The organism is Syntrophales bacterium, assembly GCA_035363115.1.
Lineage (GTDB): Bacteria > Desulfobacterota > Syntrophia > Syntrophales > PHBD01 > PHBD01.
The window spans coordinates 71407-88379 of sequence record DAOSEM010000002.1 but is presented as its reverse complement, the minus strand read 5'-3'; the positions used below and the strand labels follow the sequence as shown (position 1 = coordinate 88379).

Genomic DNA, 16973 nt, shown 5'->3' with positions numbered 1-16973 from the left:
CACCGGACGGCTCGCCGTCCCCAAGCCCGTTATCCCTCGTCGAGCACCCGGCGGACCGCCTCGGAGAGGGTCTGGAGCGAAAACGGTTTCTGGACGAAGTGAACGCCCTGGTCCAGGATTCCATGGTGAGCGATGACGTCGGCGGGATAGCCCGACATGAACAGGCATTTCAGGCCGGGGTGCATCGAGACCAGCCGCCCGGCCAGGTCCTTCCCGTTCATCCCCGGCATCACCACGTCGGTCAGAAGCAGGTGTATGGCATCCCGCTGCTCTTCGACCGCCCGGATCGCCAGGTCCGGCGTCCCGGCCGTCACGACCCGGTATCCCAGGGACTCGAGAAGGCTGCGGGTCAGTTCAAGAACCGCCTTGTCGTCCTCCGCGAGGAGAATCGTCTCCTCCCCCCGCGGCGTCTGCTTCTCTTCCCTCCGTCCGGGTTCCGGCTTCGCTTCGGCTGCGAAGCGGGGCAGGTAGATCCGGAAGGTTGCCCCCCTGCCCGGCTCGCTGTAGGCGTGGACGAATCCATTGTTCTGCCGGACGATACCGAAGACCGTCGCCAGGCCCAGTCCCGTGCCTTTCCCGACATCCTTGGTTGTGAAGAACGGTTCGAAGACATGCTCCAGGGTCTCTCGGTCCATGCCGCACCCGGTGTCACTGACCGACAAGAGGACATGGTCCCCGGGTGAAAAATCGCTGTGGCGGCCGACAAACCCTTCGTCCACCTCCACGTTGTGCGTCTCGATGGTCACCCTTCCCGCCCCGGAGATGGCATCCCGGGCGTTGATCAACAGGTTGGCCATGATCTGATCGACCTGGGAGGCGTCGATCTTTACATTCCAGAGACCGTGGCCCGGGATCCAGACCAGCTCGATGTCTTCGCGGATCAGCCGCTGGAGCATCTTCAGCATGCCGCCGACGATGTCGTTCAGGTTCAGGACCTTCGGGCTCGTCACCTGCCGGCGGGCGAAGGCCAGGAGCTGGCCCGTAAGGTCCGCCGACCGTTTGGCCGCCTTGAGGATCTCCTCCAGGTTCTTGTGCAGCCTGGTTCCCGGATCGGTCTGGAGGAGCGCCATCTCCGAGTAACCCATGATCGCGGCGAGGATGTTGTTGAAGTCGTGGGCCACCCCGCCGGCCAGCCGTCCCACCGACTCCATTTTCTGGGCCTGCAGAAGCTGCATCTGCAGCCGGTCCCGCTCTTCCTCCGCCCGCCTGCGCTCCGTGAGATCGTGGACGATCACCGTGGAGACGACGGGTCTTCCGTCCTCATACAGGAAGCTGTTGTGAATCAGGACCCAGAACTCCCGTCCGTTCTTGCCCCGGATCTTGTATTCCACCGAATCGGAGATGGGATTTCCCGCCATGACGTCGGCCATCCGTTTCAGGAAGGTTTCGAGGGACTCCTCCGTCAGGATGTTCAGCGGATCCAGGGCCAGGAACTCTTCCCGCGTGTAGCCCGTGTACTGGCACATGACGTCGTTGACGCTGATGAACCGCCGCGAGCGGAAATCGACCTGGTAGATCCCGGCGGGGGCATGATCGACCAGGAGCCTATACTTTTCCTCGCCCTGCCGAAGTCGCTCTTCCGCGTTCTTTCTCTCCGTGATGTCCCGCAGGTAGGCGAGAAACGCCTTTTCCCCCTGGTAGACCACATCGATGACACTGATGTCGACGTGCACCAGGGTCCCGTCCGGCCGGACGATCCGGAGCTCGTAGCTCGACGGAGCCGGCTCCCCGGCCCGGCGCCTCCGCGTATAGTCGGCGAGCCGTTCCCGGTCGTCGGGGTGGACGAAGGCCCCCAGGGTCTTGCCGAGGAGATCCTCCATCCGGCGGCCGATGGTCCGGAGGAAGACCTGGTTGATGAAGACGTAGCGACCGCCCTGGGTGATGACGATGCCGTCGTTGGACCGCTCGAAGGCGCTCCGGAACAGCTCCTCGCTCTCCCTGAGCGCCTCCTCGGCACGCCGCCGCTCGGCAATTTCCCGCTCCAGCCTCTGAACGAGCGCCTGCAGGTCCGCCGGCTCCGAATCTCCGGTCGACGGAACGTCCCGGGGAGAGCCATCAGCGGCCGGCGGCCTCAACGTGTCCGAATCGTCTCCCATCGTCCCCTCCTCTACTCCTCGCTTCCTCACCCGTAACGACCGTCATCATCCCGGGGAGGGTTCTTTTCTCACTTTCGCGGAAGATAAATATAGGTGAGGAGGTCATCCTCCGGCGTCTTGGCCGGATTGTTGGCGTATTCCTCCCACATGGGCATGTAGCGGTCCCAGTCGTCGGACCCCGCCATCAGGCCCCTCGCCGTCATGAACCGGGTGATGCAGTCGTAGGTTGCCGCCAGGCCGCCGTACGAGCCGCGATGCGTGAAGCGGTAGGCGCTGCCTCCGGCAAGCTCTCCCGTGTACGCGGAACCGCCCCGGATGGGCTCTCCGGGAGTCTTGAGGATGGGAACGGCGACGATGAACTTCGTCCGCTCCGGACCGCATTCCGTGTAGAGGGCCCGCGGCGCACCCCAGGCGGAGAGTCCGTTTTTCTTCACGAATGCGAAGAGCTTCGCGAATGCCTTGTCCACGGCCCGGGCGACGGCATCCGGATCGGAGGCGCTCTCCCCGGCCACCTGTGCCGCCGGGGTCGGAAACACATCGACACGGGAGAATTCCAGGTCGTCGAATTCCGTCATGAGGCATCCCTTTTCGATCGAACGGTCAAGCCCGGGAAGCGCAGGGCCGGATCTCAAGGGTTGAACCGGGTGAACACACGGCCGGCCCGGATTTTCCCGCCCTCGTCGAGCTCGTAGAAATCGGCGCAGGAAAAGTCCAGCGTTTCTCCTTTCCGGTAAGGCTTCCCGAAGAAAAGGCCGTCCTCCAGGAAGTCCAGACGGATCTGTACCTGAAGATAAACCGTCCCGTCGCCGAACACAACCTTTTCCGGCGTGCCCAGGTTTTCCCGAAAGGAGACGTGGTCCCGCGTCCAGTAGGCGATCATTTCTTCCCTGCCCTCCAGGCGCTTTTCCGACGCCTCCCAGACGCAGTCGTCGCGGACGAACCGAAACACCGTCTCCCAGTCCCGTTCGTTGAAGGCCTTGAAAAATTTCTCGATATCGGCCACCGACCCGATTGCGGGCTTCTTCATGAATCCTCCCTCCCGTCTGTTTTCAGAATGCGCTGTTTCAGGGGCGCCACCAGCCAGTCGACGGAATCCTCCCTCTCCAGTTCCCAGATCCGTTCAATGATGGAGCGGACTTCATCCCGGCTCGCCAGGTGGGTCATGCACTCCTCCACCTTTTCCTCGATCTCCCGGTCCGTCAGCGGATCATGGGGATCCCCGCGGGGGAATTCGCGGCTGAGGCGGATCGTCTCCCCGCTTTTCAGCGTCACCTCTATCCGGCAGGGCGAGCCGTCGGGATAGGTCCGGGTCATGTGGACGTCTTCCACCACGGCGATCTTCGGAATCAGGCGGGCCACGGCCTCTTCTTTTCCGAGGAAGCCATCATTGAAATACTCATATTCGACGGTCTTCTTCACGAGTGCCACCGCTACGCAATAGGGAAGCGAGTGGGTCCGGCCGGCCCGGCTCACGGGCCGATAGGCGGCATCGCCGTCCGCCTCCTCGATCGCCTTTTTGTATGTTTGGATCAGAACGCGGTCGATCGCCTCCGGATCGTCGATCCGTCCGGCGATTTCAACGGCCGCGTCGATGGGTGTCTGGCAGAAAACCAGCGCCGGCCAGCGCTTGAAGACGATGGATTCCAGGTCGGGCGGAGGATCCACGATGGAGCCGGCATGGGGAAGGAAGCGGTTGATCCCCGCCTCGCCCTCATAGATGTTTCTCGGCCCCTCGAAGCCGGCGTAGGCCATCTTGACGGCATGGAGCGCACGCATGGCGCAGGATGCATAGGTACAGTGCTTCCAGTCCGTGACCTCCCCCTTTGCCGCCTGGTCGATGTCCAGTCCCAGCATGCCGGCGATGCGCTGCGCCTCCGTCAATCCGGGGACGGACAGGCCCATGGCACATCCGATGGTCAGGGAAAGATAAAGGAGCGCCGGGGTGTCATGATCGTAGCCGTTTTCCTCGGGGTGATAATAATCCGTGAAGGCGCACGACAGGAGATAGGCGACATGCATCAGGGACAGGACGTCCTTGCCGCTCTTCTTCAGCCAGTCCGCCATGGAGAGGACGAGAGACACGTTGTCCGACGGGTGGCAGCCCCCCATTCCGTTCGGAGGGAGATACGTATTGACCAGGTCGCTGCGGCGCCCCAGGATCGTGTTCATGAAAACGGCGTTCGAGGTGTTCGCCTTGCGGTGGAGCCCCCAGACGGCCAGCCCTTTTTCCGTCGGGGTCAGGGAGGTCATCGCGTCGAATTTGCCGAGCATGTCGACGTCCTTGAGGGACAGGCAGATTCCCGCATAGGAATCGAGGATGTTTCGCTTGAGGACATGGACCGTCCGTTCGTCCATTTCTGAAAAAACGGTCTGTGCGACCAATGCGGCAAGCTTCTCTTCCAGCATGCTTCCTCCTCGCTTTTTTGCCGGCGACTCTACCTCACCCGCTGCTTCGGGAACATACCTGATTCACGTTTAGATGGAGCAGGTACCCCGCGATCCGGAGCCGTATCGTTCAGTCCCTGTGGCCAAAAAGCACCTTTCCCGCCCCGGCCAGGAACGGCTGCCGGCGAAGCGCGGCGAACCCTTGCGACAGCAGCCACACACAGATGAAGAGGACGGGAAACTTCACCAGCGAAGTCCCGGGCAGATCGAGGCGGGCCCATCCGGCGACGAGCAGGAGCAGGAACAGGTAATGCACGATGTAGATCTCGAAGGTGTCCACGCCGCTATGGATCAGATAGTTCAGGATGCGCCCCTTCCGGAACGACCTCTCGACGCCCCGGAGCAGCCCGATCATGAAGAGGGCGCCCGCCAGTTGGAAGGGCAAGCCGGAGAGGAGAAAATATCCCCGGCCGTAGACGTGAAACACCTCCAGCTGCCGGGTGGTTTCATACCAATACGGAAGCAGGAGAACCGAAGCGAGAATGAAAATCGGGAGTGTACACCCCGCCAGGAGCTCGACCCGGTCCGGACGGGCCCCCAGCCAGACGCCGGTCATGAAGAAGGCGCTCCACCCGAAAAACAGTTTCCCGTAGTGCCACTCAAAGGTCGGCTCGGAGATGCCGACTGCCCAGAGGGCATATTCCGAAACCCCGTAGAATCCCAGGGACAGGACGACGGAAACCGCAAGAGCACAATTCAGGCCGCGTCCATGGAGACGCCGGTGCAGGAGCGGATAGAGGAGGAAAAACTGAAAGAGGATAAAAACGAAATAGAGGTGAACGAAGCCGGTCAGGAAGGAAAACAGCGCGCTTCCCGAGAACAGGGGCCAGCCCATGAACACCCCGGCAAAGACCAGGTAAATCGCATTCCAGACGAAAAACGGCGCCAGGACCGTGGCGGCCTTGTGCCGGAGATACGCGCCATACCGGACCGGATCCGGGGAGCGATCGAACTCGATCCGGAGCAGAAAGCCGGAAATGATGAAAAACAGGGGCACCGCAAAACGCGAGGAACAGAGAAAGGCCATTTCCCACGGCTGTGCCGCTTCCCCGCCGTGGAAGAGAAAGGTGTCCAGCACGTGGCTGAGAACGACCAGCAGCATGCAGCCGGTTCTGGCAATTTCAATCCACTCGATCTCTCTCTTCATGCATCTCTCCGGTGACGCCGGATCTCCGGTTTTCCATGAACCACCCGCCGGGAAAACCTCGATGGCGCGGCATCGGCTCCCCTCCCGTGAATCATCCGGCACGGGCGGTCGTCAGGAGCCTCCGCCGGGATCCCGTTCCAGCGCCGCGATCTGCCGGTCATGGAAGGAGGCCAGTGTGAGCATCGCCAGGCTCGCGCCGATCAGCGCGAGGAACATGTCCGACTGGGTGTCCCAGGGGTCGCCCTGGGTCCCCAGGAACTCCTCCGCACCCTGCCCCAGGGCCAGCGCCGCCCACCACTCGATCAGCTCATAGACGGCGCTGAACGCCAGGGCCACACAGACCGACAGGAACGCCGTCATCCCTTTTCCCCTCACGAACCGGCCCCGGAGCAGGACCTCCCGCACCAGGAGCGCGGGAACGAATCCCTGCATGAAATGGCCGAGCTTGTCGTAGGGGTTTCTGCTCAGGTGGAGGAGATCCTGGAACCAGGCCCCCAGGGGAACCCGCGCATAGGTGTATGCACCGCCCAGGATCAGGACCAGCGCATGGGCACAGATCAGAAAGAAAAGCAGGGGCGTCAGGGGAAAGCGGCGGTGCGTCGCGAGCAGAATCGGCGCCGCCATCAGGACAGGGGCGACTTCCATGAGCCAGGTGGCGCGGTCATAGGGATTAAGCCCGGAGACAATCAGCGCGGCAAAGACGAGAAGACCGGCGGCAACACGCAGTTTCAGATCGCTCATGGGTTCCTTTTCCTCTCATCAAGACGTTTTCATCCCGGATGACTCCACCCCGCCCGGGAATCCTCTGCGACGCCGTCCTCCGTCCGTCCTTATTCATCCTCCCGGAAGACCCGGCGGCAAATCGTCTTCGTCTCCTCCAGCCAGGCCCGCCTCTCATCGAGGGTGCTCGTGACCACGACCCGGAACGTTCTCCGATGGAAATCCCGGACGCCGCAGAGGTCGAAGATGCAGCGCATCCACAGGGCCTCCAGGGGATCGCCAAAGACGGCCAGCTCCCGTTCCTCGACCGTATTCGACGTGTTGAATACGATCGCGGCTTTCGCCTTGAGCAGTCCAACGGGAACTCCCTCGCCGCTGTCCCCTTCCTCGAACCGGTAGGCCACGCCGGGGCGGACGATCCGGTCGACCCATCCTTTCAGAATCGCCGGCGGCTGTCCCCACCAGTTGGGATGGACGATGACGATTCCGTCGGCGGACCCGAGCTCGTCGCAGTGCCGCCGAACCGGCTCCGGAAGGACCGCCGTCGCGGGGATCTCCTCGGCGGACAGCAGGGGATCGAAGCCCTCCGCGCACAGATCGTGGAAGACAACGGAATGGCCGCCTTCCTCCAGCGCCTCCCGGGCCGCGGCCGCAACGGCATGATTGAAACTCCCCGGATCGGGATGACCCAGGACAAGCAGAATGTTCATATCTCTCCCTGAAGGTGACAAGCCGGCATATCCGCGCATCCGTTTGCGTTGTCGGCGTTGCAGGCCGGAACAACGGGCGGGAAGCCCCGGCAGCCGGAGCCGCCGCGTCGTTCGGGGCGCCTGGCACGGACAGATCTGATTGCCCCGAACGGCCCGGCAACAGTAGCGGGGTGTGCGAGGTGCGTCAAGTCCGATTCGTCCCGCATTGCGTTGCCTTGCAATGCTCCCGTCCATACCCACGATACCCCGGAAGGCAGTCCCGGGGGGCGTATGCGCCCGGGAGTGCCTGGGTCCTGCCTAAAGGGGATACACACTCTGTAAAAGCACATTAAGCATTGTTTCCATTGCGTTTCTGCCCTATGCCTCTCCCGCTTTCCACCCGCTGTCCCCGTTTCACCGACAGTCAGACCTCTGCATGATCCGCGGTACGGACACCTGCCGGGGATGAACCTCTCGCATGAACGAAGGAGGATTGTGATGATGGAACACACGTTCCAGGCAACGAAACAATGGCACAAGTCACTGCCATCACGGATGTTCTTTCTGATCTGCTGCTTATTTCTCCTGTTTCCCGGCGGCCTTTGGGCACAGGAGGCGTCGGAGGTGGAGCGTCTGAAGGACCAGATCGAGATCCTGAAGCAAAAGAATGCCGAACAGATCCAGCTTCTGGAGCAGCGGCTGAAGGCCCTGGAAGAAAATACGGCCAAGGCCCGGCAGGAAGTCGAGACGGTCAGGGAGAAGCTGACCGGCACGGAGGAGCAGCTTGCGAAAACCCGGGAAGACGTGAAGAAAGTCGACAGCAAACCCCTCCCCGATTCTCTCACCAAAGGATTCGAGTTTCACGGATACCTGCGGTCCGGCGCCGGGGTCAGCGGCAACGGCAGCGCGCAGGCCGCCTTTCAGGCACCCGGCGCGGGAGGCAAATATCGTCTCGGCAACGAAACGGACACCTACGGCGAGATCCTTCTTGTCAACAACTTCAATCCCGGGCAGAAATCACCGTTCTTCAAGGTCAATCTCCGCCTCGCCTATTCCACGGACTGGAACCACGGCGGAGACACGGCCAGGGACACCATCAACGTCCGTGAATCCTACATTGAAATGGGGGGATTCGATTTCGCGAAGACCATGTCCTTCTGGGCGGGTCAACGGTTCTATCGCCGCATGGACATTCACATGATCGACTTCTGGCTGCTCGACATGAGCGGCTACGGCGGCGGCATCGAAGGAATCCCCACGGGGCTCGGCAACAGCAGGCTGGCCGTGGCCTACTTCGGCGGAACCGCCGACAATTACCAGTTTTCCACGGACAGCCGGGTGAACAAGCACACCCTGGACATCCGCCTGTACGACATCGACGTTCCCTTCGGAAAGGGAACGATCCTGTTCGCCCCTTCCACCGTATACGGAACGACCTACCAGGATACGAACGGCAATACGTTTGCCTGCCCGAGCACCTCCGGATTTATGGCGGGCCTGTTCCATGAAGCGGTCGCCGGAGGCGGCAGCACCAACCGGGCCACCGTCATGTACGGCAGGGGAACGGGTTCGGATTTCAGCCCCGTGCTGCGGAGCCCCACGGCCACCCTCGGTGACGCCTGGCAGTTCCGCGCCACGGAAAGTCCGGTGATCAGGATCAACGACCGGCTGTCCCTGCAGGGTGCTCTCGTTTTCCAGGCGAAGGACACGGGTGATCCTTCGGCGTCGCGCACCTACTGGTACTCAGCCGGCGTTCGTCCGATCTACAGCTTCAGCAAGCACTTCGCCCTGGCCCTGGAAGCCGGTGTAGACTGGGTGGACAACAGGATCGAGGATTACAGCGACGCCCTGTTCAAGGTAACCCTGGCACCGGAGCTTCGCATCGACACGGACTTCTTTGCACGGCCCGTTCTTCGCGTCTTTGCAACCTATGCCGCCTGGGGCAGCGGACTCAAGGATCGCGTGGGAGGAACCACGTACCTGGGAGAGACCTCCGGTTTCACGGCAGGCGTCCAGGGCGAGGTGTGGTGGTAAGAAGAAAACAGGCAATCAGGAAACAGGCCCGATTGATGTTGCTGTGCAAAAAAGATCCGGCCTGTTTCTTTTTTTATTTCCGGTCCAGCTCCTTTCGGACGGCGAGACCGATCTTATCCATAACATAGGGCTTCCGGACGAACTCACTCGCGCCGATCTCCAGGGCCTCCCGGACCCTTCCCGTTTCCGAAAAGCCGCTGACAATGACCGCTCTCTGTCCGGGATGGATCTTCAGGATCCGGCGATAGGTCTCGAGCCCGTCGATTCCCGGATCCATAATCATGTCGAGAATGACCAGGTCCGGCTTCATTCCGCCCACCCGGGAAACCGCCTCTTCCCCGCTGGAAACGGTCTCCACGCGGTACCCGAGCCTGGTCAGCATGCTGGCGGCCAGCTCACGCTGCTCCTTCACGTCATCGACCACCAGGATGGATTCTCCCCGTCCCAGGGAGCTGTTCAGCAGGTGCGGTTCGACCGCCTCCACCGGCTCTTCCCGGGTCACCGGGAAATAGAGGGTGAACGTGGTTCCGGCGCCCTCCTCGCTCTGCACGTCGATGTAGCCGTCGTGATCCTTCACGGTTCCCCAGACGACGGCCAGTCCCAGGCCCGTTCCGCTCCGGCCCATGACCTTCTTCGTGTAGAACGGCTCGAAGATCTTGCCCATGTCGCGGGCGGCGATGCCCCGGCCGGAATCGGTAACGGTCAGAACGGCGTACTCTCCCTCCCGCATCTCGTCATATCCGTGGACCGGCTGGTCGAGGTATCGGTTTTCCGTCCGGATCGTGACGACTCCCAGCCCGGAGATGGCCTCCATGGCGTTCGACACCAGGTTCATCACCGTCTTGCCCAGGTGAACGGGGGAGCCCTTGATATTCAGCAGCCCCTCTGCGAGTTCGGTACGGACCTTGACGTCCGGATGGTAGGACGCCAGCTTCTCGTATTCCGGCGACCGGAGATAGTCCTCGACCACCCGGTTCAGGGCAACCACCTCCGAGACGGCAACCCCCCTCCTGGCCAGCGTCAGCAGGTCCTGGATGATGGCCGCTCCCTTGATGCCCGACTGCAGGATGTTCTCGGCATGCCGCCTCATCTGGCTGCCCTCGGGGAGCTTTTCCGCCAGCAGCTCCGAGTACCCGACCAGCACGCCCAGGACATTGTTCAGGTCATGGGCCACGCCGCCCGCCAGCGTTCCCAGGGCCTCCATCTTCTCGACGCGGGCGAGGCGCTCCTCCATCTGCCTGCGCTCCGTGATGTCCATGACAAAGTTCAGGGAAGCCGGGGCATCGTCCCAGACGATCCGCCGGGAATGGATCTCCAGCCACTTCTCCCGGCCGTCCGCGGTCACGATCCGGAACGGATAGTCCGTTTCCACCACCTCGCCGCGCATCCTTAGCAGGTGGCGGTCGACCACCATGTCATGGTCTTCCGGATGGATGAAACTACCGAACGGTCGCGAGATGATCGTCTCGATCGGGTAGCCCATGATCTGGGACAGGGCCGGGTTGGCCAGACGGGTGACTTCATCCTGGATGATCATGATCCCTTCCCCGGCGCTCTCGAACAGCAGACGGTGCTTCTCCTCGCTTTCCCGAAGGGCCTCCTCCATCGCCCGGCGCTCCGTCGTATCCCGGGAAATTCCCAGGAAGCCGGCCGGGGCGCCCTGTCCGTCCCGGAGCATCGTGATCACCGTTTCGGCCCAGAACGTGGATCCGTCCTTCCGGCAGAGCTCCAGCTCCACCGTCACCGTTATCTCTTCCCCGGGATCGGCAATCCGTTCGGGGGTGAGGTGCCTCTCGATCAGCCCATAGACAGCCTGAAGCGATCCCGGGGTCACGCGCCGCTCCAGGGGCATGCTTATCAACTCGTCCGCGGTATAGCCCTGTTTCCACTCCACCGACGAGGATATCCAGGTGAGCTTCAGGTTCATGTCCACGAGCCAGACAGTGTCCTGCATGTTTTCCGTGATCAGCCGGAACCGCTCCTCCGTCGCCCGCAGGGCCTCCTCGGTACGCCGCTGGTCGGTGACGTCGCGGACATTCATTACGAAGCCCGAGATGGCGGGATCGTCCAGGAGATTGATCCCGACACCCTCCATGACCCGTACGGCGCCGCTCCTGTCACGGATGCGGAAGCGGTTGGGAATGGCAACTCCCCTCGTCTGCAGGGCCGTCGCGTAATCCTCCATGGCCCGGGGCAGATCCTCCGGGACAAACAGGTCGTACGTGCTCGTCCCGAGCAGTTCCTCCGGCCGGTATCCGGCGATGCGCTCGACGGAGGGCGTCACGTAGGTGATGATGCCCCGTTCATCCGTGATGAACAGGATGTCGGATGCGTTTTCGGTGATCGCCCGGAAATACTCCTCGCTCCGGCGGAGCGTTTCCTGGGCTCGCCGATTCTCGGTTACGTCCCTGGAAACGCCGTGGATCCCGATCAGGACGCCCTGCTCGTCACGAAACCCGCTCATGACCGTCTCCATCCAGCGGGTCGTGCCGTCCTTGCAGCGGTATTCCAGGACAAGGGTCGCCGTCCTGTCGGGATCTCCCTGACCCTGCTCCTCGAGGGCAAGCTCCCGGACCATGGCCTCCAGTCCGCGAGCCAGGGAGTCCTGGGTGAACTGCTCCTCGATGGACTGACCCATGCGCTCTTCCGGGGTGAATCCCAGCACTTTCTCGATGGAGGGGGTGACGTAAACGGTTCGCAGGTTCATGTCGGCGATCCATACGATGTCCGTCATCTTCTCCGTGATGAGCTTGAACCTGCGCTCGCTTTCCCGGAGGGCCTCCTCGGCCCGCCGGCGGCCGGTGACGTCGTGGATCGTGCAGATCATGCCGTCGTACCGGCCGTCCATGACTTGGGGAACCAGGCTCCCGGACTGGCAGGTCGTTCTGCCGGCGGGGGTGACAACCGGAATGCCGTCGAAGGAAACGGACTGGAGGGTGTCCCGGGCTCTCAGATAAAGCGGCCGGAAATAAGTCAGGGTTTCTTCCGGAAAATCATTGAGGATCAGTACGCCCCGAATCCGCTCCTTCGGGATGTCGGCGATTGCCGCTATGGGATCGTTGACGAAGACGATCCTGTCGTCCCGGTCCGTCACCAGGATGCCTTCATCGATGCGATCCAGCAGGTGCCGATAAAAGGCGGCGGGATCGTCTGTCCGGTCTTCCGTGGCGGGAGGTCCGGCCTGCACGTTTCTCATGTCGGACAGTCTTTTCCTCAGGAGCGAAAGCTCCTCGAGAAGCTCTTCCCATGTCCGGTCCTGATCCCTCAAGTCCTGTCCTCCCGATCCTGTTTCCGGTCCAGTTCGCCGCGGATCGCGGAGCCGATCTTTTCAAGGATATAGGGCTTTCGGACGAACGGCCCCCCTCCCAGCTCCTGAACTTCCCGGACCCGGTCGGACTCGGAAAACCCGCTGACGATGACGGCTTTTTGCTTCGGGCGGATTTCTATGATTTTCTGATAGGTTTCCAGGCCGTCCATCCCGGGGTCCATGATCATGTCCAGGACGACCAGGTCGAACGGCTTTTTCCCGAGGATCTCCAACGCCTCCTCGCCGCTGGAAGCCGCCTCGACCCGGTAGCCGAGCCGCTTCAGCATGCTCGTCGCCACTTCCCGCTGGTCCCGCATGTCGTCGACAACCAGGATGGCTTCGCCGCGCCCCATGTAAGCGGCCATGTCGATCCTTCCGGCGCTGCTCAAGGCAGGTTCTTCCCTTGTCACCGGGAAATAGAGCGAAAACGTGCTCCCATTCCCCTCCTCGCTCTGGACGTCGATGTAACCGTTGTGGTCCTTCACCGTTCCCCAGACCACGGTCAGTCCAAGCCCGGTGCCGCTCCTCCCCATCATTTTCTTGGTGTAGAAGGGATCGAAGATCTTCCCGATGTCCTGGGCGGAGATGCCCTTCCCGCTGTCGGATACCGTGAGGACGACGTAGTCCCCTTCGTTGACGTCGTCGTACCCCCGGATCGGCCGGTCCAGGTACCGGTTCTCCGTCCGGATCGTCACCTCCCCTTCGTCGGTGATGGACTCTGCTGCGTTTGAGACCAGGTTCATCACCGTCTTGCCCAGGTGCACGGGGGACCCCTTGATGTTCAGGAGCTGGTTTTCTGACTCCAGCTCAGCCCGGAATGTGACATCCGGATGGTTCCCCTTCAGCTTCTCGAATTCCGGCGTCCGGAGATAATCGGACGTCACCCGGCTCAGGTTGACCACTTCCGATACGGCTACCCCTCTCCTGGCCAGGGTCAGCAGGTCCTGGATGATGGCGGCTCCCCGTATGCTCGACTGCAGGATGTTGTCGGCGTATCGTCTCGCATCCGAGCCCGGGGACAGCTTTTCCGCCAGCAGCTCCGAGTAGCCTGTCAGGACACCCAGGACGTTGTTGAGGTCGTGGGCCACACCGCCGGCCAGCCGGCCGAGCATCTCCATCTTCTCCGCCCGATTCAGGCGCTCCTCCATCCGCCTTCGCTCCGTGTTGTCCCGGATGCACTCGATGGCGGCGGTGATCTGTCCCCGGGAGTCGCGAAGAACGGAGGCTGTGGCCGACAGGTGCCGGTCTCCGGGCGGCAGATTCGGCGTGTAGGCCTCGCCGAAGAGGATCTCCCCCACCCTGTGAACGGCCGTGTACTGCCGCTCCATCTCCCGGTCCGGGTGGAGCGCGAGGTCGATCAGGATGGGTCTCCGGTAGCCGTAGAACGGGAGGGCGTACTCGTAATCGCCCCTGCCGATCATCTCCTCCGCCTTTACGCCCGTCATGTTCTCGATCGCGCGGTTCCAGGCGATGACCCTGCCCTCCCGGTCGACAACCAGGGTCGCGTCGGGCAGGAATTCGATGATGTCCCGGAGTTGCCGGCGGCTCTCCTGCAGCTCTTCCATGGCCCGCATCTGCTCCGTGACGTCCTGGACCGCCACGATCGCCATCGGGGTGCTTTTTTCCGAGGGAAGCGGGGCGGCGATCAGGATGGAATCGCGAAATTCCCCGTCCTTGCGCCGGAGCCTCGTCCTGGTCATGGCCAGGCCCCGCTCCGACAGGCCTGCATACAGCTCCCGCCCGATGCGCCGGAACTCCTCCTCCGATTCATACATCATGCGGGGCGTATGACCGATGATCTCGTCTTCCGAATACCCCCAGCCGTCGTAGAGTGCCTGGTTGACGCTCTGGAAGACATAGTTCTTCATGATGCAGAGGGTGACGGGGGTGGTCCGGAAAATGCCGCCTAAGATCTCTTCCCGGCGGTGCAGCTCTTCCTCCGCCCGTTTGCGCTCGGTGATGTCCACCGCCAGCCCGTCGATGTGGACGATGCGGCCCCCATCGTCCCGGACGACCCTCGAATGCAGGGACAGCCAGACGGGGGTCCCGTCTTTCCGGCGGTGCAGCACCTCGTAATACGGGAGAAGATCCCCGGCCTCCATGATCCGCAGGATCTCCGCCCGGTCCTCCGGATTCATGAAGATCTGCGTAGAGATATCCGTGATGCTTTCGATCAGGTCTTCGGGGGAATCGTACCCGTAGATCCGGGCCAGCGCCGGGTTCGCCGACAAGAAGCGGCCTTCCGGGGTCGACTGGTAAACACCCACCAGGGCGTTCTCGAAGAGGCTCCGGTACTTCTCCTCCCGGTCCCGCAGGGCATCCTGCGTCCTTCTCATCTCTTCTATGTTTCGCGTAACGGAGAGGATATGCGGGATTCCATTCAACATCAGGATCGACGCGGACATCAGACCCGCTATGGTTGTGCCGTCTTTCATCCGGAACCGGGCCTCCAGGTTGGTGACCCGCCCGTTTCTCTTCAACTCCTCGACCAGCCTGCGCCGGTCGGCTGGATCGGCCCAGATGTCCAGGTCCACGGAGGTTCTCCCGATGACCTCCTCCCTGGAAAAGCCCGTCAACGCCTGGAACCCGTCATTGACATCGACGTACATCCCGTCATCCATCCGGTTGATGTTGATGGAGTCCGGGCTCGTGAGAAAGGCTTTGCGGAAGCGCTCCTCGCTTTCCCGGAGCGCCGATTCCACCTGCCTGCGCTCCGTGACGTCGCGCATGATGCTCAGGATGTATTCCTGGTGCTGCAGCCGGATCCGTCCCACCGACAGGCTGACCCGCCGCAGCTCTCCCGTCTTGTGACGGACGTCCATCTCATAATCCTGCAATTGCCCCTGTTCGGTTATCCTCTCGACCAGTTCTCGCCGCTGCTCCGGACGGACGAATATTCCCAGGTCATCTGATTTCCGGCCGAGGGACTCCTTCCGGCTGTAGCCGGTGATGGTCTCCCAGGCGTCGTTCAGATCGATGATCCAGCCGTCGCTCTCCCGGCTGATCACGACGGCGTCCGGACTGGCGAGAAAGGCGGTGGCAAAGCGCTCTTCCGCGTGGCTCAGGGCCTCCTCCGCCTGCCGGAGCTCCGTGATGTCGCCGGCCGTGCAGATCATGCCGTCGAAGCGGCCGTCCGTCAGAACCGGCACGATCTTGCCGGAAAGCAGCATCACGCCGTCCGGGGTCTGAACGGGTGTGGACTCATAGACGACACGGCGGAGCGTTTCCTTCGCCGTCCGGTAGAGGGACTGGAGCTCTCTCCATCGGTCCGGGACCCGGTCCGAAAGGACGTCGATCCCGGTCAATCGCTCCTTCGGAATGCCCGTGATCGTTGCCACAAGGCTGTTGGCAAACAGAATCCGGTCCTGCCGGTCGGCCACCCAGATCCCTTCGTCGATGCTCTCCAGGAGATATTCATGGAAGGCGGAGAGACCGGCACCTCCCCCCGCGTCCCCGGGACGGTCTTCACCCGGGCGGTCCGGCCCGGCGAGCCGCCTGCGGAGGGCCGCCAGTTCTTCGATGAGCTCTTCCCGGGTTTTCCCTTCGTCGTTCAAGGCGTGCCTCCTGCCGGCCGCGGCCTGCCGCGAAGCGGCGGCATAGCGGCGATCCGTGCCCCGATCTGTCCGATGATCCTCTCCGCGGCAGCGCCATCCGCCCCGAGGGCGCCGACGAGGAACCTGCCGATCCGGCGGACATGCACGTTCCCATACAGGGGATCGACCGCCGCCAGCGAATCGGGGGTTCCCCCGCCCCGCCCCCGGAGGCCGCGGCCCTCCGCCGCGAGGTGGGATCGATACAGGGCGAGGACTTTCCCGGCACCCTCCCCGTCCGCCTCCAGGACGACAAAAACCCGGATCCGCTTCCCCTCCTCCAGGGCCTCCGCCAGGAGTCCCCGCCGGAAGAAGGCGTAGCCGAGGAGGCTCCGGGCGTAATACCGCTCGCTCCCCGGCACGACGGCGGGGATGCGCAGCATCTCCACCTCCGGGGGCCGCCCCTCCGGGTCCGGCAGCCTCTGCCCGATCGCCCGTCCGCACGCCAGGAAGTCGCTTCGCGGCAGGCTGGTGGCTCCCGTGACCTGGAGCCGCACAAAGTACCGGTCCTGGTAGAACATCAACTGGGACGGCAGGATGAAGCCCTCCGCACCGACGTCGATGCGCTCCTCCCTCCCGCGGCGGTAGTTGCTGTAAATACCGAAGGCGTCCAGGCGGGATCCCATCCGGTAGACATCGGCGACGAGCCAGACGTCCGGGTCCGACGCGCTCACGTAGGTGGCGGTGGCGAGCAGGTCGAACCCGTAGGGCATGAAAAGCTCCGCCTCGCCGTCGATATGCTCGAACAGGGTGTCCCGGACAAAGAGGCCGGCCGGCTCCTTCATCGTCCAGCCCGCGGCGAACCCCGGCTGGGGAAGCACGCCCCGCAGGGCGCAGTCGTCAGGCCCCGCCGAAGGGACGGCTGCCGCCGGGAACAGCAGAGCGATCCCGATTACGACGGCGTATACGAATCGCAAACGGATCACCGCCGTTCCCTCCTTTTTG

The 16973-nt window shown here is 62.9% G+C and carries 11 protein-coding genes; 1 reads left to right on the top strand and 10 read right to left on the bottom strand.

Annotated elements, in window-relative coordinates:
• Positions 1-29: 29 nt before the first annotated feature.
• The 7 genes from PLO63_05850 to PLO63_05820 all read right to left on the bottom strand — a co-directional run bounded on the left by PLO63_05850 (position 30) and on the right by PLO63_05820 (position 7118).
• A complete protein-coding gene (locus PLO63_05850) occupies positions 30-2096 on the bottom strand; it encodes a PAS domain S-box protein (GenBank protein HOI73656.1) in 2067 nt (688 codons plus the stop codon).
• A gap of 68 nt (positions 2097-2164) precedes the next feature.
• Positions 2165-2671, bottom strand: a complete 507-nt coding sequence (locus PLO63_05845; GenBank protein HOI73655.1) for a GyrI-like domain-containing protein — start codon at positions 2669-2671, stop codon at positions 2165-2167.
• Between the two features lie 53 nt (positions 2672-2724).
• Positions 2725-3123: a nuclear transport factor 2 family protein gene (locus tag PLO63_05840; protein HOI73654.1), complete on the bottom strand. Its 399-nt coding sequence runs from the start codon at positions 3121-3123 to the stop codon at positions 2725-2727.
• On the bottom strand, positions 3120-4502 hold the full coding sequence (locus tag PLO63_05835; protein HOI73653.1) for an MmgE/PrpD family protein: 1383 nt from the start codon (positions 4500-4502) through the stop codon (positions 3120-3122). The genes PLO63_05840 and PLO63_05835 overlap by 4 nt, the downstream gene beginning before the upstream one ends.
• A 109-nt stretch (positions 4503-4611) precedes the next feature.
• Positions 4612-5688 carry an acyltransferase gene (locus PLO63_05830; GenBank protein HOI73652.1) on the bottom strand — a complete coding sequence of 359 codons (1077 nt, stop codon included), beginning with the start codon at positions 5686-5688 and terminating at the stop codon, positions 4612-4614.
• A 111-nt stretch (positions 5689-5799) separates the two neighbouring features.
• Positions 5800-6429 (bottom strand): DUF2238 domain-containing protein, encoded by a 630-nt coding sequence (locus PLO63_05825; GenBank protein HOI73651.1) that lies wholly within the window; start codon positions 6427-6429, stop codon positions 5800-5802.
• Between the two features lie 89 nt (positions 6430-6518).
• Positions 6519-7118, bottom strand: a complete 600-nt coding sequence (locus tag PLO63_05820; GenBank protein HOI73650.1) for an NAD(P)H-dependent oxidoreductase — start codon at positions 7116-7118, stop codon at positions 6519-6521.
• A 477-nt stretch (positions 7119-7595) separates the two neighbouring features.
• Here PLO63_05820 and PLO63_05815 point away from each other — a divergent pair, with 477 nt between their 5' ends.
• A complete protein-coding gene (locus PLO63_05815) occupies positions 7596-9131 on the top strand; it encodes a carbohydrate porin (protein ID HOI73649.1) in 1536 nt (511 codons plus the stop codon).
• A gap of 73 nt (positions 9132-9204) precedes the next feature.
• On the opposite strand, the gene PLO63_05810 is transcribed toward PLO63_05815, so the two are convergent.
• The 3 genes from PLO63_05810 to PLO63_05800 are packed head-to-tail and all read right to left on the bottom strand — an operon-like array spanning position 9205 to position 16954.
• The gene (locus tag PLO63_05810) at positions 9205-12399 is read right to left on the bottom strand and encodes a PAS domain S-box protein (protein ID HOI73648.1); all 3195 of its coding nucleotides are present in this window, start codon (positions 12397-12399) and stop codon (positions 9205-9207) included.
• Entirely contained in the window at positions 12396-15992 is a 3597-nt protein-coding gene (locus tag PLO63_05805; GenBank protein HOI73647.1) for a PAS domain S-box protein, read from the bottom strand. The genes PLO63_05810 and PLO63_05805 overlap by 4 nt, the downstream gene beginning before the upstream one ends.
• The gene (locus PLO63_05800; GenBank protein ID HOI73646.1) at positions 15989-16954 is read right to left on the bottom strand and encodes a hypothetical protein; all 966 of its coding nucleotides are present in this window, start codon (positions 16952-16954) and stop codon (positions 15989-15991) included. The genes PLO63_05805 and PLO63_05800 overlap by 4 nt, the downstream gene beginning before the upstream one ends.
• Positions 16955-16973 lie beyond the last annotated feature (19 nt).